This window comes from Arthrobacter rhizosphaerae (genome assembly GCF_023062595.1).
GTDB classification, from domain to species: domain Bacteria; phylum Actinomycetota; class Actinomycetes; order Actinomycetales; family Micrococcaceae; genus Arthrobacter; species Arthrobacter rhizosphaerae.
Genome location: NZ_JALLAN010000003.1, coordinates 329,352 through 347,313 on the forward strand (window position 1 = coordinate 329,352; position 17,962 = coordinate 347,313).

At 59.4% G+C, this 17,962-nt stretch carries 14 protein-coding genes; 6 read left to right on the forward strand and 8 right to left on the reverse strand.

All coding sequences use genetic code 11. The features are described from left to right. Positions 1-1,475 precede the first annotated feature (1,475 nt). The 6 genes from MU551_RS23290 to MU551_RS06465 form a co-directional block, all read right to left on the reverse strand. A complete protein-coding gene (locus tag MU551_RS23290) occupies positions 1,476-1,601 on the reverse strand; it encodes a hypothetical protein (RefSeq protein ID WP_281506929.1) in 126 nt (41 codons plus the stop codon). Between the two features lie 1,466 nt (positions 1,602-3,067). After that, positions 3,068-3,394: a thioredoxin gene (gene trxA, locus MU551_RS06445; protein ID WP_247041736.1), complete on the reverse strand. Its 327-nt coding sequence runs from the start codon at positions 3,392-3,394 to the stop codon at positions 3,068-3,070. Positions 3,395-3,443: 49 nt separating this feature from the next. After that, positions 3,444-4,400 (reverse strand): thioredoxin-disulfide reductase, encoded by a 957-nt coding sequence (trxB, locus tag MU551_RS06450; protein ID WP_247041738.1) that lies wholly within the window; start codon positions 4,398-4,400, stop codon positions 3,444-3,446. A gap of 234 nt (positions 4,401-4,634) precedes the next feature. Further along, positions 4,635-6,230 (reverse strand): ABC transporter substrate-binding protein, encoded by a 1,596-nt coding sequence (locus MU551_RS06455; protein ID WP_247041740.1) that lies wholly within the window; start codon positions 6,228-6,230, stop codon positions 4,635-4,637. A 172-nt stretch (positions 6,231-6,402) separates the two neighbouring features. Continuing rightward, the gene (gene murJ / locus MU551_RS06460) at positions 6,403-8,409 is read right to left on the reverse strand and encodes a murein biosynthesis integral membrane protein MurJ (protein WP_372489805.1); all 2,007 of its coding nucleotides are present in this window, start codon (positions 8,407-8,409) and stop codon (positions 6,403-6,405) included. A gap of 61 nt (positions 8,410-8,470) precedes the next feature. After that, entirely contained in the window at positions 8,471-9,019 is a 549-nt protein-coding gene (locus tag MU551_RS06465) for an NUDIX hydrolase (RefSeq protein ID WP_247041744.1), read from the reverse strand. A 194-nt stretch (positions 9,020-9,213) separates the two neighbouring features. Between MU551_RS06465 and MU551_RS06470 the strand changes: the two genes are divergently transcribed. The 3 genes from MU551_RS06470 to MU551_RS06480 all read left to right on the forward strand — a co-directional run bounded on the left by MU551_RS06470 (position 9,214) and on the right by MU551_RS06480 (position 12,049). After that, positions 9,214-10,701, forward strand: coding sequence for a CCA tRNA nucleotidyltransferase (locus tag MU551_RS06470; RefSeq protein WP_247041745.1), 1,488 nt, complete (start codon positions 9,214-9,216; stop codon positions 10,699-10,701). Between the two features lie 42 nt (positions 10,702-10,743). Then, positions 10,744-11,286 (forward strand): histidine phosphatase family protein, encoded by a 543-nt coding sequence (locus tag MU551_RS06475; RefSeq protein ID WP_247041842.1) that lies wholly within the window; start codon positions 10,744-10,746, stop codon positions 11,284-11,286. 622 nt (positions 11,287-11,908) lie between these two features. After that, positions 11,909-12,049, forward strand: a complete 141-nt coding sequence (locus tag MU551_RS06480) for a hypothetical protein (RefSeq protein WP_247041748.1) — start codon at positions 11,909-11,911, stop codon at positions 12,047-12,049. A 154-nt stretch (positions 12,050-12,203) separates the two neighbouring features. Here MU551_RS06480 and MU551_RS06485 read toward each other — a convergent pair whose 3' ends face one another. Further along, complete coding sequence (locus tag MU551_RS06485) at positions 12,204-13,667, reverse strand: glycosyltransferase family 39 protein (RefSeq protein WP_247041750.1); 1,464 nt, start codon at positions 13,665-13,667, stop codon at positions 12,204-12,206. Positions 13,668-13,877: 210 nt separating this feature from the next. On the opposite strand from MU551_RS06485, the gene MU551_RS06490 reads away from it, so the two are divergent. Together MU551_RS06490 and MU551_RS06495 are read left to right on the forward strand one after the other, a co-directional pair. Further along, the gene (locus MU551_RS06490) at positions 13,878-15,344 is read left to right on the forward strand and encodes a glycosyltransferase family 87 protein (RefSeq protein ID WP_247041752.1); all 1,467 of its coding nucleotides are present in this window, start codon (positions 13,878-13,880) and stop codon (positions 15,342-15,344) included. Then, the gene (locus MU551_RS06495) at positions 15,337-16,785 is read left to right on the forward strand and encodes a phytoene desaturase family protein (RefSeq protein WP_247041754.1); all 1,449 of its coding nucleotides are present in this window, start codon (positions 15,337-15,339) and stop codon (positions 16,783-16,785) included. Before MU551_RS06490 ends, MU551_RS06495 begins: the two co-directional genes overlap by 8 nt. A gap of 62 nt (positions 16,786-16,847) precedes the next feature. On the opposite strand, the gene MU551_RS06500 is transcribed toward MU551_RS06495, so the two are convergent. Further along, positions 16,848-17,456, reverse strand: a complete 609-nt coding sequence (locus MU551_RS06500; RefSeq protein WP_247041756.1) for an NAD(P)-dependent oxidoreductase — start codon at positions 17,454-17,456, stop codon at positions 16,848-16,850. An 83-nt stretch (positions 17,457-17,539) separates the two neighbouring features. On the opposite strand from MU551_RS06500, the gene MU551_RS06505 reads away from it, so the two are divergent. Beyond that, positions 17,540-17,944 (forward strand): winged helix-turn-helix transcriptional regulator, encoded by a 405-nt coding sequence (locus MU551_RS06505; protein ID WP_247041757.1) that lies wholly within the window; start codon positions 17,540-17,542, stop codon positions 17,942-17,944. Positions 17,945-17,962 lie beyond the last annotated feature (18 nt).

Below are 17,962 nucleotides of genomic sequence, written 5' to 3' on the forward strand. Positions count from 1 at the left end.
TCCACCTTGCACTTGGGGTGTGGGTTCAATCTTGCTGTTCTCTTCGTATGCTCAGCGGCTCAAAAATCATAACAGCTTGAACCTGGCCGAGCCGCTAGAGCGGGGTGTGCACAACTCAGATGCCGGTGGATATCGCGGTGGATATCCATGTGGATAACTTTGTGGACAAGGACGCAGTCCCGCCGTCTTGTACTCGTGGGTCCGTGCGTCACGACTGACACTGATGCGTCCTGCCTTCGGTACCGATTTCCGATTCCTGCGAATGTTTCACGTGAAACGACTCTGAAAACCTGGTCCACCAGTCATAGGATCCAGATACGAATGAAAAGACGCCTGAAAACGGTGGTTTCTCGCGTCTGCACGGTATGCCTCCTTGCCGATGAACCCATTCTGCTACCCGCAGCTGCTGCGCCGCACTTCGGGAACGCTACGGTGCTTTGAGAATCTGGAGTGGTGCGGACTAACCGAACGACATCATGCCCTGTGAATTTCCCCACTTCCACCTGTGGGTAACGCTGTGGATAACTTTTGGATGAACTGTGGAATACTCCAGTCCGTGAAGTGCCGACCGCTTCCCAATTTGACGTTTTGCCCTCTCGAGGAACGGCAAAAAATGTCGTCAAAAATTCCCTGCTGTCCGGTCAGAGTCAGAGTCCCTTGTGCTCGCCACAGTAAATATTGTCGTCGGTCATGATGACTCAGCTCCTTGCAAGCAAGGAACAAGACTTGGCCTGGAACGCAGCGTCACTTTCCCTGGGCTCGTAAGAAACAGACGTGCTTGCGGTCGGGCATGCCGCCGACACCTGGAGTGCGCGTCAGTTGCTTCGCCAACCCCTACTATGAGGCTGCGATGAGCCGAGTTCTATTGCGGCTGTATGCACCTTGAGGAGTTAGGCAGGCAGCTCGGACTATCGCTGCCTAACTGCCGCCAACCCTGTGGTCTAGCTGAACCCAATGGCTCGCGCACCTAGCCCTATGGCGAGAGCAGCTGACTGTCAAATGATCGGAAGCAAGCAGATGGGTGGTTCCGACTCTCCTGGCCTGGGGGCTGTCGGGTGGTAGCCGGGGTCTGGGGATGATTGATGTGCTCTTCTTCTACCCTTCGCTTTTCCGCCGACGACGTCGGTTACGTCAGTCGACGTTCGGTTTCACGTGAAACACTCTGGTCCAAGAGTCGTGGTTTCCTGGTGAGTCATCATGGGTCAACTTCGTCGGACGGCTGCAGCGGAGCGCTACTCCCGTGAGATAGCAATCGTAGCCGTCGTTTGGCTAAGAGATGTCCACATCGGGTACGCCGCAAATACAGTATACCGGCGCCGCTGATTGTGTCTGGTCCGTTAATCACGCTCAACTGAACAACGTCGTTTGTGGAAGTTGTGAATGTACACCTGGCTGGGCTTGGGCATTCGGTGTCTGTCTCGTCCTCCCGGCTCCCCGAAGTATGGATGCTAATGGCGTTAGGCGTACCGAACTGATCACACCCGCTGCCGGTGTGATTCGATGATCGCCTTGAATGTCTTCTCGGCTGTTATGCCATCTGTTTCCGTGGTCGAGCGCCTTGGTTCCTGGCCAATGCTGATAACCACATTAATTGTGAACATGGACCCGAGGCTTGAATCAGGAAGTTCAGCCCGCGGAGGGTCGATCCTTCAATGTTTCACGTGAAACATGCTTAGCGCCTTTCCAAGGAGTGATAGTCGGTTGCAGTTGATGTTTCACGTGAAACACTTCAGTTAGCGTATGAAGGCCAGTGGAGAAGATTCATAGCGAGCGATGCCGCTAAATGCGATGGACTTAGCCGGGACGATTGCGATTACCCCGTCTATGGGTAACGGAGGCACCCCCGAAGGCCCACGAGGAGTTCATACACGAGAAGTGATTCCCTGGGACGTATTCCCCTACTGCTGAAGTTTCTGTTAATAACTCCCGGACTCGAGTGAAGGGATGGAGCGCCACGGTTGCAAAGGAACCGAAAGTCTCATTTCTTGGTGGTTTCTACTCCCCGGCAAGGAGACTTAGTGCTTGAAAGCCACCTAGCCGGAAACCCCGTACGTCGAGATCATTCCCACAATCTCAAGTTCGATTGGGGATACAGTGAACCCGCCAATTAATCGTGTGACTCCCGACAATCCAGCGAATCTCTCTCTCGAACACCAAACACCGCTGGCCCAACAACCCGCCGGCATGGATTCATTCCGTTACTGGGTGTCCAGCCTCTGGAGCCTAATCGGCCACAGTTGCCGATACGCGCAGAAGGTGGGGCGGTTGTTGCACTCAGAAGCGCGTTTCACGTGAAACCATCTCGTCCAGGTTTTCCGGTTGCACTCTGGAATGTGACCTGATCAGGTTTGGGTTCTGTATGTGAAACCTGGTTGCTGTTCGCCCTCGTTCGAAGGATTAGCGCAGCTCCATCGTGAAGTGGTCTGCAGTAGAAGTCGGAATTTTTGTGCGCGGCCAGAGCTCCAGCTTGGGAAGCGCACGTCAAGTGGCTCGAAGGGAGCCGTGGGATAGGAGCAAGGTGACTAGGCATGTAACTCCGTATGGCAACCTACCAAGTTGGCCAAGCGGCGCAGTGGTTAACTGTCCCCTGTTCCGCGCCAGACTCATCTCAGTTTTTCTGAAGTAAACAGATTAAGAGCTGTTCTCCTCGCAAGGCCAACGGATTCGGTTCAGAGAGGGAATCCAATGTTTCACGTGAAACGATGGATTGATGCCTTGCGGCTCGACAACGTGTCGCCGAAGTACAGCTATTACCTTGCAAACGGATGAAGGCTCAGTTGCCAGGGCCCAGAAGACCCCGGATAGACGAAACAAGCTGAAGGCCCGGAAAACAGGGGCTCTTCCCCGGCAGAGTGTAGCCGATTCTATGAGGAACCTGGCTACTCGTGGTTGTCGAGACGCCAGGTTCTGTTCCCAAGAAAAGACACCAAAGCAACAACAGGAATCTGTTGAATATCAGAAGAAAACTCCCACGGGCCAACACGGGCGCTTGATCGATGCTCCGTGGCAGGCACAAAAAAAGCGGCCCCCATAAGGGGGCCGCTTTCTGCCAACTCTGCTTTGTGGGTCAGGACAGGACGTCCGCAAATTCCTTCTCAAAGAACTGCTTCGGCCTGGCGCCGATAACGGTGCTCTTCACTTCGCCGTCCTGGAACAGGTAGACAGCGGGAATCGAGGTGATGCCGTATTCCGCGGCGATTGCGGGATTGTCATCCACGTTCACCTTGACGACTTCAACTTTTTCCCCGTACTGCACCGAGATCTCATCCAAGATGGGGCTCAGCTTACGGCAGGGGCCGCACCACTCTGCCCAGAAGTCGACAATAACCGGCTTTTCTGAGGCCAATACATCTGTGCCGAAACTGGAGTCTGTTACGTCTTTTGCGTTACTCATACCTTGTCTTTCTCCCTAACTTGTAGCGGCGCCGTGAAACGTCTGAATCTCAGGCCTGGAAATCTGCGAGGTAGTGCTCAACATCAATTGCAGCAACACAGCCGGACCCCGAGGCTGTGATGGCCTGTCGGTAGGTCGGATCGACTACGTCGCCGGCTGCGAAAACACCCGGAATGCTGGTCTTGGAGCTGCGGCCCTCCACGGCAATAGTGCCCTCGAGGGTCAGTTCCAAGGAGTCCTTGATGAGTTCTGTCCGGGGATCGTTACCGATAGCGACAAACACTCCAGTAACCGCCAGGTCCGACTCTGTTCCATCCACAAGATTCTTCAACTTCAGGCCGGTGACCTTCGCCTCGCCCACGATGTCCTGTACAGCTGAATTCCAGACAAAGCTGATCTTGTCGTGAGCGAGTGCCCGGTCGGCCATAATCTTGGATGCCTTCAGGGTGTCCCGCCGGTGGACGACTGTGACGGACTTCGCGAACTTCGTCAGGAAGAGTGCTTCTTCCATGGCAGAGTCACCGCCGCCGATGACCGCAATGTCCTGATCCTTGAAAAAGAAACCATCACAGGTTGCACACCAGCTGACACCGTGTCCGGAAAGCCGTTTTTCATTGGGAAGACCCAGTTCCCGGTATGCCGACCCGGTGGAAAGAATAATGGCCCGGGCGCGGAAGGTCTCCCCCGTGGCGATGGTCACGGTCTTGATGTCGCCGTCGAGCGCCAATTCAGTAACGTCCTCAAACTGAATTTCCGTGCCAAACCTGGCAGCCTGCTTTTCGAAGTTCTCCATGAGGTCCGGGCCCATGATGCCTTCGGGAAAACCGGGATAATTTTCAACGTCAGTGGTATTCATCAACTCGCCACCAGCGGTGACGGATCCCGCCAAAAGCAACGGCTTCAGATTGGCACGTGCCGTATAGACCGCGGCGGTGTAACCAGCAGGGCCCGAGCCGACAATGATGACATCACGCACGTCTGACGTGGCGTTTTCTGCGTTGCTCACTGAACGGTGAACCTCTTCCTTAGTCGATGCGCCCGCCTTTATGGCCGGCCACATGGCACAACTCGATCTTCCTAATGAATATTCCGGGCACTCCCCATACCAGGGATAAGCCACCATTCAGGGTACCGTCCGGGTGGGCAAGGCGTTGATTCGTATTACCGGAATCGGCTGCTGACCGGGCGCGGCTAATGAATCGCTGAAACGCGCTTGAACCAGGCTATTGGATAAAGCAGGCTATTGGACCTTGATTTCAGCGAGCCGGAGGCCGTAGCCGAAACGGGTTTTCGGCGCAGCGAGCTTGGGAAGGGTCTTGATAGACACAATCACGTACTGGGCGTTGACGGGTTCAGAGAGCGGGATGGTGAGGTCCGGCGAGGTGAAACTGTTCGTTCCTACCTGCTTGGCCCCATCCAGGGAGGGACGGTCATTCGTGAATACACTGATGCTTCCGCCGGAGGCCCCCAGCTGGCTGAGCGTGATCGACGAAATCCGAGACGGACTCTTCAATTTGGCAACCAGTGAAACGCCTTCCGTGGCCAAACCGCCCCAGTTGTCGGTGGCGAACTCCATGTCGGACCAGTAACTGGCCGCATTGCCGTCGAAGGTTTTGGATAGGTCGCCGTCGTATGTCGCTGCAAAGTCGAAGCTGCCAAGGCGGGTCACACCCTCAACAGCGGGAGGACCGGTTGGCACGGCGTTGTCGGTCCGGGTAGGTTCCCCTGATGCTTGGGGAGCCGTAGCCACAGGCTCCGATGTGGAATCAGCCTGGGGTTCCGACTTGAACAGGCTGCCCAGATTGCCCACTGCGAATACCAGCCCCACAATCAACACGGCGGCCAGCAGTCCTCCCACGAGCCAACGCAGCGAACGTGGTTCGCCCTTGGGCTCGTCGTCGTAGTAGTCGCGGTCCGCATCCTGCGTCGAACCCGCGGCCACGTAGTCGTTGTGTGAATCCGGACCGACATCATCGTATGAGTCGTTGTTGGATCCGGCGGGATAATCGTAGTCATCCTCAGCCCAGAGAGACACTTTCGGGGACTCCGCGGGTGCATTGGCTACCCCCGAAGCAGCTTCGGTGACAGGCTCTTGCCGGCCGTTACCCGCCGGAACGGGCTGGGACACGGTGGAATGAGGAGGTGACGCCGGGGCCTCTGGCTGTGAAGTGGTGCGCGGTGTCTGTGAAGCTCCAGGTGCGGAACCACGACCGGATGCCGCAGCTGCGCCAAGTCCGGCTGCCCCTGCGGCGGCTCCTGCGGCGGCGGCACCTGCAGCGCTGGCACCTGTCCGCCCTGAGGGAGCGGCTGAGGGAGCAGATGCCGGACGGGCCGGACGGGGAGGCGCCGAGGGCTGGGTTGCGGGACGTTGCGGGGCGGCCGGATTCAGGTTCTGGTAGTTGATGACCCCGGCGTCGACTTCTTCGTCGTCGTACAGTCCGTCATAAGTCTCAGGTTCCTTAGACCGCGGCTGGCCGAAGATCTCACTACCCAGGGTGTCCGTAAAGAACGGTTCCACATAGGGGGCATGGGACGCCACCACCAGATCGAGCAGATCCGCCGCGGAGGTGTGGTTGGTAATCAGGTAGGTGGTTGCATCGCTGACGCCAAGGTCCAGGATCTGGACGCTTCCGGGGCGTTCACCGGTGGCCACCTCACGTGCGCTCTGAGCCACCTGGTCGGCGTTGCCCTGCCCGGCGACCAAAATGCTGACTGGACGGTTGAGAACCTGGTCCACACCATCCAGCACCAGATCCTGGTCGTGAGAGGTCAACACTGTTGCGGTGACCTTGTAGCGGCCGCCAAGTACTGATCCGACGTCGATCGGGTGGGACACTGGTTCCTCCTAGACTGTCCGGGAAGCGCTGGCCAGAATGATCCCCTCAGTGATCACGGATCATCCGGAACGTCCGTCGATCCTTGGTTGGCAACTACCCTTGTTAGCTTCTGATCCTAGCCGATGCCTTCCAATTGCCGTGGGAATCAGGGCCAGGCAGAGCATCGGTCCTTTATTTCTTTTTCCTGCGCGTGCGGAAATACGGGTTGTGTCCGGCCGTTCCCTGGTAGGTTCTGCGGCCCGGCAGGGGGATCTCTTGACGGACCATGCTGCCGCGGGCGGTGTTGGGCATTTCTTCCGCCGGAAGGTATCTGGTTTCCGCATCATCGTCGGTATGTTCCATTTTCGGGCCTGCCCGGAAGGAAGCAGAATCGAACTCTCCCGAAATGCGAGGAATCAAGCCAGTGTCCACGGAGACGGTGGCCCTGTCCGGCCCGGCTGACGTTGTGCGTTGAGCCGCGGGCGTTGCGGCCGGGCCCCGGCCGAGACGGCCGAGCAGTGGCCGCAGGAGATCCCGCAACTCGGAGACGTGGAATATCTTCAGCAGGAAAAGGTACGCCACGAGCATTACCGGACCGACGACGACGATGGTCACCAGCGCCTCGATCCGGCCACTCCATGCGAATCCGTCTTCCTGGTAGCTTCCCAGGAGCCAAAGTGCCACAGCCCCGGTCAGGGCGGAACCCAGCGCCGCGTACCCCATCCGGATATATGAATTGGCAACACGCGGACCGTCCAGATGGCCCAGGAGCCGGCGAAGGAAGGCAGCGCTGACCATGACCGAGAGGATGTTGCCGCCCGTGTACAGAATGGCGATGGCGAAGATGATCTGATCGGCAGGAAGGAACTGGATGAAGAAAGCTGCAACCACATTGACAAGTGCCAGAACCAATTGGATAAGGAAGGGCGTCCGCGCGTCCTCGTTGGCATAAAAGACCCGGGACATCATGAAGTTGGCGCTCATAAAAGGTGTGCTGAGGGCCAGGATCGTAAGCGTCTGGGCGAGCATTACGCCGTCCTGCTCCTTGCCGCCGGAAAAGAACATCCCCAAGGGGCCGGCGAGGGCGAACAGCGCGAGGGCACCGAATACCGTGGCCACGGCCATGGTGCGCAAACCGTGGGACAGGGCATCACGCAGCGCCGCACGATTTCCGTCCTGCGACGCCCTGGTCATGCGGTTGAACAACACTGTGGCCAGCGACAGGGCGATGATCGAATGCGGAAGAAGGTACAGCTGGCTGGCCACTTCCAGGATGGCGTTGCCAGGGAGCCTGTTTGCGGCCGGATCCCCCGCCTGTTCCAGGCGCAGGCGTTCAGCGCCGGGGATGGTGGCAACACGCATTACATACAGGAAGGCGAGTTGCCCGACGGCGGCAGTCAGGAGCGTCCATACGCTGAGCCTTGCTGCCTGCCCCAGTCCTACACCCCTCCAGCCGAATCGGGGTCGCAGTCCGAGGCGGAGCTTCAGCACCGGAATCATGAGGATGAGCGTCTGAGCGACGACGCCAATGGTGGAGAAGCCGGCCACCAGGAACGTCTGGAACGGTCCCCAGGTTTCCAAGGTGTGGGGGTTGTCGACGTTCGGACCCAGGATCCAGATGAACATGCCGAGGCCGGCTATAGCGACGATGTTGTTAAGGATGGGAGCCCACATGGCCGGACCGAAGGCCCCGTTGGCGTTCAGGACCTGGGTCAGGAGCGCATACAGCCCGTAAAAGAAGATCTGCGGCAGGCACCAGAAGGCAAAGGAAATGGCCAGCGCCTTTTGTTCCGGGGAGTAATTCTGCGTGGTCAGATCAATGACCACCGGTGCGAAGAGTGTCACCAGGAGGGTCAGAGTTAGGAGGACGAGAACAGCCAGGGTCAGCAGGCGGCTGATGTAGTCCGCTCCCCTGTCCGGAGCCTTGCTGGCCTTGATGATCTGCGGAACAAGGACCGCGTTGAAGACTCCGCCGGCCACCAGGAGAAAAATAAGGTTGGGCAGATTGTTCGCGTTGATAAAGGTGTCGTTGACTGTGGAGCCCAGTCCCAGCGCCGCAGCCAGCATCCACGTCTTACCGAAGCCCAAAAAGCGCGAGATAAGGGTACCGGCCGCCATGATGGCGCTGGAACGGGCTTCTCCTGCGTGCGCTGATCCGCCTTCGGCGGGTTCTGGTTTGACTGCTGACATTGCCTTCATCGTCTCACTCGCAAGAGGGTAATCCTGTCAGCGGGGGTGGATGGCATGAGTCACAGGGCTCTCAGAGATGTTCCGGCAGTACTTCTTTAGCGAGGTCGGCAATGCGGCGTTCGTTGGGAAAGGACAGTTTCCGGGCAAGCTCAGTAATGGGCACCCATGCGACGTCCACAGCTTCCTTGTCGGGATCGTTGTCGATGGTCAGCTCTCCTCCTGTTGCCCTCAGGAGGTAGTGGTGGACAGTTTTGTGGACGCGGTGTCCGCTGACTGTGAACCAGTAATCAATGCTGCCCAGGGGTGCCAGGATGATCCCGTCAATTCCGGTTTCCTCGGCGATTTCACGGACAGCAGCTTCCTCGTTCTTTTCCTTGCCTTCCGGGTGCCCCTTCGGCAGGCACCATTCGAGGCGACCGCCGCGGTTCAGGCGGGCAATAATCGCAACCCTGAGTTCGCCGTCGGACGTGTCCACCACAACGCCGCCAGCGGAGATTTCTTCGACGGTCGGCAGCGAGGCCGGTGCCGAGTGCGGCGCGGGCGCGACGTGCGCACCGATTGCCGACGGCAACGGTGGGTTCGTCCTCCTGCCGGGAGCGCTCGGTACGGGATGGGCCATAACGTCCACTCTAACGACTCTTGCCCCGTGGTGATGACCGGAACATGACAGGAAAGTGGACTGGATGTGACGGAATCCGCACCCGCAAACTTTCGACAAAGCCAGATGATGGGGGTCCTGCACCTGCTCTTTTACTGCATGTTTCAGTACTTCGATGAAGAATGCTGAAGATTTTCTGCCAAGCTTAAGTAACTATGGCGCACGCACATCACACGACTGACTTCCACACCGTTGATTTTAAGGTGGACCCGGTGGTCCTGGAGCTCGGCCAGCGTTTCGTCGACGCAGGTCACGAACTTTCCCTTGTGGGTGGCCCGGTTCGTGATCTGTTCCTGGGCCGTTCCTCGCCGGACCTTGACTTCACTACTGACGCGACGCCGGATCAGACCATTGCCCTGATCCGGAAATGGGCCGACAACTTCTGGGAAATCGGCCGTGCCTTCGGAACCATCGGACTGCGCAAAGCGGGCTTCCAGATAGAGATCACCACTTACCGGGCCGAGGCATACGATCCCGAATCCCGAAAGCCTATGGTCGCCTTTGGCTCATCGCTGACTGACGATCTGCTGCGCCGCGATTTCACCATCAACGCCATGGCGCTTCGCCTGCCTTCCCTGGAGCTCGTCGATCCCTTCGGCGGAGTCCGGGATCTTCATGCCTCTTTGCTGGCCACGCCGGGTGCGCCCGAAACATCCTTTTCCGATGATCCGCTGCGCATGATGCGAGCCGCACGATTTGCCTCCCAGCTTGGGGTTTCAGTCCACGACGACGTCCGCCTCGCGATGACCCGGATGGCGGAGCGCATCACCATCATTTCGGCTGAACGCGTCCGGGACGAACTCGTCAAGCTGATTTGCGGCCCGCAGCCGCGCGTCGGTGTGGACCTGCTGGTGGAGACCGGCCTGGCTGAGTTTGTGCTCCCCGAGGTGTCTGCTCTTCGACTGGAATCAGATGAGCACCACCGGCATAAGGACGTTTACCAGCATTCCCTCCAGGTCCTTGAGCAGGCAGCGTCCCTGGAGGATGGCCCCGACGGACCTGTGCCGGGTCCTGACTTCGTGCTGCGGTTTGCTGCCCTGATGCACGACGTCGGCAAGCCGGCTACGCGCCGTTTTGAACCGGGCGGCGCGGTGAGCTTCCGGCACCACGACATGGTGGGTTCCAAGCTCACCACTAAACGGATGAAGACTCTGCGCTTTGACAACGACACCATCAAGGCCGTGGCCCGGCTGGTGGAACTGCACATGCGCTTTTACGGCTATGGAGAGGCCGGCTGGAGCGATTCCGCCGTGAGGCGGTACGTGACGGACGCCGGTCCGTTGTTGGATCGGCTTCACAAACTCACTCGTTCGGACGTGACCACCCGGAACCAGCGCAAGGCTGAGAGGCTTGCCTTCGCCTACGACGATCTCGAAGCCAGGATTGCTGCCCTGCGGGAACAGGAATCCCTCGACGCGGTTCGCCCGGATCTTGACGGTGGCCGGATCATGGCCATCCTTGGTCTGAAGCCCGGTCCGGTGGTGGGCCGCGCTTACAAGTTCCTGCTGGAGGAACGGATGGAGCACGGTCCGTTGGATCAAGATGAAGCTGCAGAAAAATTGCGGAAGTGGTGGGAGGCTCAACCAGAAGCTCTCCCCCCTGTTCCCGCCGACGTCGACCATGTCCCAACCGAGGAGTCTTAAGTGAACGTAGAATTCAACACTCCCCGTCCCCAACTGTGGATCATGCGTCATGGGGAGACCGAATGGTCCAAGAGCGGGCAGTACACGGGGCTCACTGACCTTCCCTTGACCGTTGAAGGAGAGCAGCAGTCGGTGGAGGCGCGGAAGGCCCTGGACGGCGTCGACTTCGATCTGGTCCTCACTTCCCCCCTCCGGCGGGCACGCCGCACTGCTGAGCTTGCCGGCTTTCCGGACGCGAAGCAGGAACCCTTGGCTGTGGAATGGGACTACGGAGACTACGAAGGAATCAGTTCGGACCTCATCCGCAAGGACAACCCCGACTACCTGATCTGGACCCATGGAGTTCCCAACGGGGAAACACTGGATCAGGTTGCTGCCCGTGCGGACAAGATCGTTGCCCGGGTACTGGAGTCCGGCCTGGACAACGTGCTCATTGTGGCCCACGGACACTTCTCCAGGATCCTGACTGCGCGCTGGTTGGGACTTGACGCCCAGTACGGCCGGCACTTCCTCTTGGGCACAGCCAAAGTTTGCACGCTGGGCTGGGACAAGAAGACCCCCGCCGTCGTCCGCTGGGGCCTCTAAGCAGTAGTTTCCAGGCCCTTTGACGGGGTCAAATGAGTGAATTGCGGAATAACTTTAGAGAAGTCTGTAATTCGACTGGTCAAATGATCTGTCTTTAGTGTAATTTTATTTATGGCCCCAGTGCGTCTTGCCAGGGTCAAGGCGCGCGCAGCCCAACGAAGTCGGTTGGAGCTACGGCACAGCAGAAAAGGAGGTTGGGAAAAATGATTACTTTGACTAGCGGATGGAAGATGACCGTCGCCGCGAACCCAGCCTCTGCTGCCCACGCCCGCCCTCATACGGGAGTGACTGTCTCCTAGTGTCCGTTGGCCCCAGTGGCCAGGACCTTGATAGATCCCCTGCTTCTTCTTTTGGGGATGCCCGGTAGCAGTGGCTCTACCCCTCGGTATTAAGCGGCTGCGCAATTCCTCCTGAATCGGAACCAGCTTCCCCTGGGTCTTTCGCATCCATATTCCACGGGTAGTTTCCCTATTTGCAATTACTTGCCCTATCGGGCATTTCTTTGCCCAATTCCGGCCAATTCCTTTGTGAATTAAGAGGCTTTAATTGGTGCGCCCAAAATCAAGTTCCGGGCAGCCTGTCCGGGACTTTGAGTTCGAGTAAATGAGAGGAGGTGATCTGCATGACCAAGTTATTCGATGAATTCTTCTCGATGATCGGCATCCCGTCGCGGAACGAACGGACTCTGTTCAACGGCGACCAGCTCGACAAGAACAGGGAAGATGTCCTGATCGCTATGTACATGATGCATGTGAACCGCTGAACCGATGATGCCGGTGCGGACCGCCCGCAGTACAACGGACACGAGTTCAACGGATTACGCCATTGAAGGAGGATCTGATGATTCACATCGGAACCAATCCGCCAGGAGCCCACGCGGCAACGCGTGGGCTCCCCCCGTTTAACGCCTGGGCCTCTTAACGCGGCGGGCAGTTGTAGGAAAGTAGCAGCACCCGCTGGGAGCTCTTTACTTCCGTGGAGGAGCATCCTGCATCGCTGAATGCCCTTAGATCAGGGACCGATCCACCGCCTGCACCGACGAACCACACATGACCGCGCCCCGAAAGCGCAGCCGCCGTAACTTCTTTATTGGTACCCCACAGGGTGCCCGACTCCGCTGGAGATGCAGCCAGGGACAGGTCCGCGAGTGGCCGGAAAGCTGAGGGGTATGCAATGGAGACATCCCGTAAGTCCGGCCGCTCATAAACCACAGCAGCAGGTCCCTGAGTCTCGCTGCCGATGATTGCCGCAATATCGCGTTCCGTGTCCTGGGGTTCGTTCACAACGCTCTTCAGGGTCAACTGCGGAACCAGGCTGGCGCCGAGAACAACGGCCACGGCAAGAGGCAGCAGCCGGCGCTGATTGCGCCTGACATAGTCCAGGCCGAGTCCGACGAGGAGCGCAAAGGCCGGAGCCGTAAAGGTCAGGTACCGGGCTACGTAGACGGGCTGGGCTATCAGGCTGACCACCAGGAGACCCGTCACGGGCAGGATCACTGTTGTAAGGCACAACACCAGGAGCGTCCGCTGATCGCTCTGCCGGTCGCCTCGGGCCAAGCCGACAATGCCGAGGATGATCAGGACGAGTTGCGCAACTCCCAGCAGCCCAACTGCCGCGAGAATCCATGTGGGAGGCAGGTTTCCGGTGGGGCGATCGTCGCCGTAGAAGAACTGCTTAACAGCAGCAGCGCTCAGGTTCTGCAGGAACGATCGGTTTTGGATCCAGTCAACCTGCGCCTTTTGAGTCAACGCAAACAGCAGGAAGGGAAGTACCAAAAGCCCGATCCCTGCTGACGTGATGAGCGTTCCAAGGATCCGTTTGCGAAGGAGGAGTGCCGCCACAGCATGAGAGGCGACCGCGAGGGCAAAGAACATGAAAACGAATACCCCCACAGCAGCGCACGCCCCGTAAAGGACCCAGTCGATGCTGCGGTTCGATTCCCACGCCCGGATCAGCAGGAGGGTGAGAACCACCGCCAGTAAGGCAGAGATCGCATACTGCCGTGCTTCCGTTCCCGACCACACCATCCGTGGGAGCACAGCCAGGACGAGGCCGCTGGCGATTCCGATGCTTTCGGAACCAAGACGGCGTCCAATAAGGACGGTTACCGCGCAGGTCAGACCTACGGCGATGGCCGATGGCGTACGAAGCGCCAGCTCTGAGAAACCGAAGACAGAGGTCCAGGCATGCATGAAGAGGTAGTAGGTTCCATGGACAGCGTCAACGGACTGGAGCAGCGTAAACAGCTCGGCAGGCGAACGCCCTGCTGATGAAACTGTGGCAATTTCATCGTCCCAAAATGAGGGAATCCATGAACCAAGGAAGGCCACGAGGAAGGCTGCGAACCCCACCCCCACAGGGCTGAGCCATGGGCGCGACAATGGGCTCCCATTGGACGACGCCGGGACTCTGTGAAGCTCTGAGGACCGGCGCCCCTTTTGCCCGGAAACGGGTCCGGTTTCATGGGAAAGTTGGCGTGACATTGTGGAGCCCCCTGAGGCTGACTGATTAAAACGAGCATATACGGGGGGCGTTGGCCCCGTACAACCGGGTCCCTAGCCACCGCTCCCTCCAGCGGTAAGCTCGAACACATGCAGGAGATCAAGCAACCGGCGGGGCCGAAAAGGGCGCGTCTGGTCATTCCAAGCCGAAGCGACCTCCTGCTGCGGAACTTCACCGAACTCATCGGTGGCCCTATGGGCACCCGGTCAGCCCCCGGCGTCGTATCCCCTGGGTTTTTTACCGTGGAACGCGTACTCATCATCCTCACGGTGGCGGCGGCCTTAACCGGTGTCCTCATCAAGAACCACTGCCGCCTCAACGGCTGGGAAACACCCGGACAGTTCTATTCAACGTGCTACTCGGACTTCCCGGAGCTGTTCAGGAACCGAGGGCTGGGTGACGGTGTCTTTCCGTTCTTCACGCAAGGTTCCTCCTTCGAGTACCCGGTACTGACGGGCTTGATTGCCGGTATCACCGCCCTGATGATTCCCGGTGCGGGAGTCAATGATGCCAGGATCCTCGGTTATTTCGATGTTAACGCGACATTGATCATTGCCGTATGGATCGTCGTCGTGCTCGCAACGGCACGGATGACCCGCCGTCGCCCGTGGGACGCCGCCATGGTTGCCCTGGCACCCGGAATCATCCTGTCCGGGCTGATCAACTGGGACATGTGGGCCGTCGGACTGCTGGCCCTTGCCATGTATTTCTTTGCCCGGGACCGGCTGGTGCTGGCAGGAATCTTCATTGGCCTGGGCGCGGCCACCAAAATGTATCCGCTCCTGATCCTGGGCGCGATCCTGTTGCTCGCCCTGCGGACTGGCCGGATCAGGCCGCTTCTGGTCACGACGGGAGCAGCAGCCACTGCCTGGCTGGCTGTCAACCTGCCCGTTGCCGGGATGAACCCGTCCGGCTGGAGGTACTTTTATGACTTCACCGAGGACCGGCCGGCCGGCTACAGCTCCCCGTGGTTTGCGTACAACCTGATCGCTGAACGGCTCAACTGGCAGCCCCTGGAACCCGGGACCATCAACACGATGGCACTGGGCTTGTTCTTCTTGGCCTGCCTCCTGATTGCCCTCCTGGCAATGTCATCACCCACCCGGCCAAGGATCGCCCAGCTCGCCTTCCTCATCGTGGCCGCGTTCGTCCTCACGAATAAGGTCTACTCGCCGCAATTTGTCCTCTGGCTGATACCCCTCATGGCACTTGCCCGGCCTCGATGGCGCGACTTCCTCATCTGGCAGGCCATCGAGGGACTCCACTGGGCGGCGATCTGGATGTACCTCGGCCAAGTCACCAGCAACGGGTCCACGCAGCACAACATCGACATGCCCTATTACGTTCTCGCGGTGATCCTGCACATGGCGGCGACCTGCTACCTCATGATCAGGGTGAGCTGGGACATCTGGTATCCCGACTATGACGTCATCCGCAGGCACGCCATGGATGATCCCCACGGAGGTCCTTTTGACGGGGCCCCGGACCGGCTGCGACTGGATCTCGGCCGCCCCTCTGCTTCGGTGCTCCGTTGGAAGGACAAAAGCAATGCCTGACGTCGCGGTCGTTGGTTCAGGGCCCAACGGATTGGCGGCAGCTGTCATGATGGCCCGCTCCGGCCTCGGCGTAAAAGTCTACGAGGCCGCTGAATCCGCAGGTGGGGGGGCACGGACCAGCGAGCTGATGGAGACAGGGCACTTCCATGACGTCTGTTCCGCCGTCCATCCCATGGCGTTGGCTTCGCCGTTCTTTCGAGCCTTCGGGCTCTCTTCCCGGATCGAGCTGAAGACACCCGAGTTGTCGTACGGTGCAACGCTCGACGGCGGCCGGGTCGCCTTGGCGTACAGGTCACTGGAACGGACGGCAACAGAGCTGGGACGCGACGGCGGCGCCTATCGAAGGCTCATGGGCCCGCTGGTGCGTATGGTGGAGGGCGTCACGGACACCGCCCTGAACCACCTCCTGCGGGTGCCACGCCATCCGCTGGCCGCCGCAGTGCTCGCATTACGGACGCTCGAGCAGGGGTCACCCCTCTGGGGCAGGAGATTTCAGGAAGACCTGGCGCCGGCGCTTCTTTCCGGAGCGACCGCTCATGCGGTTGGCAGGCATCCGTCCCTGGCGCCTGCCGGTGCTGGCCTGCTTTTGGCTACCTTGGCCCATGTGGAGGGGTGGCCGATTCCGGTGGGCGGGTCGGCGGCCATCGTGAAGGCCATGACAGACGACATCCAGGCACACGGCGGCATTATAGAAACGGGAGTGCGGATTGACTCCCTGGACCAGCTGTCTTCAGCGAAGGCCGTTCTCCTCAACGTGACACCACCTGCCTTCCTGGGGATGGCCGGGAACCGGCTGCCTCCGGGGTATCGGCGTTCCCTTGAAGCATTCCGGTTTGGTAATGCAGCGTGCAAGGTGGACTTCATCCTGTCAGGCCCTGTTCCTTGGGCAGCCACGGAACTGTCTGACGCAGGAACGGTCCATGTGGGTGGGACGCGAGAGGAAATAGCTTCCTCGGAAGCCGCCGTGGCTGACGGCCGGCACCCGGAACGGCCCTATGTGCTGGTGGCGCAGCCCTCTCGGTTCGACTCCGGCAGGGCCCCGGCTGGCCGCCACATCCTCTGGAGCTACTGCCATGTTCCGGCTGGATCAACTGTGGATATGACAGCACGGGTTGTGGCCCAGATTGAGCGTTTTGCGCCGGGGTTCCGTGACGTCGTGCTCCAGTCCAAGGTAACGACGGCCGCGGACCTGGCCAGTTACGATGCAAACTACGTGGGCGGTGACTTCAGTTCGGGAATAATTGACGTCTTCGGGATCATCAAGCGGCCCATCATCAGTCCGGTACCTTGGCGGACACCGATCCCGGGAGTGTACTTGTGCTCGTCTTCAACGCCGCCGGGCCCGGGGGTGACGGGTATGCCGGGATTCCACGCAGCGAAGTATGCCTTGAAAGACATATTCGGACTGCCGGTGCCCTCTCTGGGAAGGCAGGCTTCCTGAAACTATCGGGGGCTGTGTAGGGCTAGCGGAACCAAGGGATCGGAACCGGCGGCGTCGAAGAATTACTGGTTTGCAGCAGTGAAGCGGGTGCGGCGGTGCTTCGGGTTTTCAATCTCGTCCAGCATCGCCACCGCGAAATCCTGGGTGGAGATGTGCGAGCCCGCCGGAGTGTCCAGGTCAGTCACATACTCCCCGGTCCGCTCACCTGGCTGGATCAGGGGAGCCGGGGCCAGAACCGTCCAGTCCACGTGCTCAGGGGCCTCTTTGGCTGCCTCATACGCCGCGGCCATGGTGAGTGCTTCCGCCTTGTAGGCTTCGGGGAAATCGGGCGAATCCACGAGCCTTACCCCATCGATCTCAAGGGCGCCGGCGCCCCCGACGATGAGCAGTCGCGTATCGGCGGCAGTGGCGTAGGCGCTGTTCATCGCATCGAGCCATTCTGAGTGGTCTCCCCCGGTGCGGCTCGGCCCGGTAGCCAGGACCACAGTGTCGTGGGCTTCAACAATTTGGGTAAAGGCGGCTTGGTCAGCGAGATCAGCGGAGCGTGCCGACGCACCTTGGACGGCTGAACCGCTCCGCGAAACGGCGGTCACTTGATGCCCACGGCTCAAAGACTCATTGACGATCTGGCTTCCGACCATGCCGGTGGCTCCATAGACTGCGATTTTCATGACGCTCCTTAGTTTTGGTACTCTCGAACAGCCCCAAAAGTATCTTTTTGATACAGAGACCTTCAAAGAAACTGAGTATCCGATTGGAAACCAACCCGCAGGCTGCCAACGTCCTGGACCCGGACTGCCCTTCCCGGGTGGTTTTCCAGCGCATCGGGGATAAATGGGCCTCCTTAGTGATCCAGGTTCTGGCTGAAGGACCCGTCCGATTCAGCGAGCTGCGGAAGATGGTCCATGTGGTCACGCCAAAAGTGCTGACTCAGACACTTCGTTCTCTGGAACGGGATGGCCTCATCACCCGGAAGGTGTACGCGCAGGTTCCGCCGAGAGTGGACTACACACTGACTGACCTGGGCGAATCGCTGCTTGCACCGCTAAGCCAACTGCGTGAATGGGCAGAGAACAACGTGCCGGCCATCATTGACGCCCGTGATACCTACGACGAACTTCGGGACGCGGAAGTCCTGGAAGGCTCAACCGGCCCGTAGCCGCGGCACGTACCTGCC

Excerpts from the sequence above, each read along its gene's own strand:
- MU551_RS23290 (WP_281506929.1), bottom strand. The coding sequence starts at position 1,601 with ATGTTCACAATTAATGTGGTTATCAGCATTGGCCAGGAACCAAGGCGC.
- trxA (WP_247041736.1), bottom strand. The coding sequence starts at position 3,394 with ATGAGTAACGCAAAAGACGTAACAGACTCCAGTTTCGGCACAGATGTA.
- murJ (WP_372489805.1), bottom strand. The coding sequence starts at position 8,409 with ATGAAGGCAATGTCAGCAGTCAAACCAGAACCCGCCGAAGGCGGATCA.
- MU551_RS06465 (WP_247041744.1), bottom strand. The coding sequence starts at position 9,019 with ATGGCCCATCCCGTACCGAGCGCTCCCGGCAGGAGGACGAACCCACCG.
- MU551_RS06470 (WP_247041745.1), top strand. The coding sequence starts at position 9,214 with ATGGCGCACGCACATCACACGACTGACTTCCACACCGTTGATTTTAAG.
- MU551_RS06475 (WP_247041842.1), top strand. The coding sequence starts at position 10,744 with ATGCGTCATGGGGAGACCGAATGGTCCAAGAGCGGGCAGTACACGGGG.
- MU551_RS06480 (WP_247041748.1), top strand. The coding sequence starts at position 11,909 with ATGACCAAGTTATTCGATGAATTCTTCTCGATGATCGGCATCCCGTCG.
- MU551_RS06490 (WP_247041752.1), top strand. The coding sequence starts at position 13,878 with ATGCAGGAGATCAAGCAACCGGCGGGGCCGAAAAGGGCGCGTCTGGTC.
- MU551_RS06495 (WP_247041754.1), top strand. The coding sequence starts at position 15,337 with ATGCCTGACGTCGCGGTCGTTGGTTCAGGGCCCAACGGATTGGCGGCA.
- MU551_RS06500 (WP_247041756.1), bottom strand. The coding sequence starts at position 17,456 with ATGAAAATCGCAGTCTATGGAGCCACCGGCATGGTCGGAAGCCAGATC.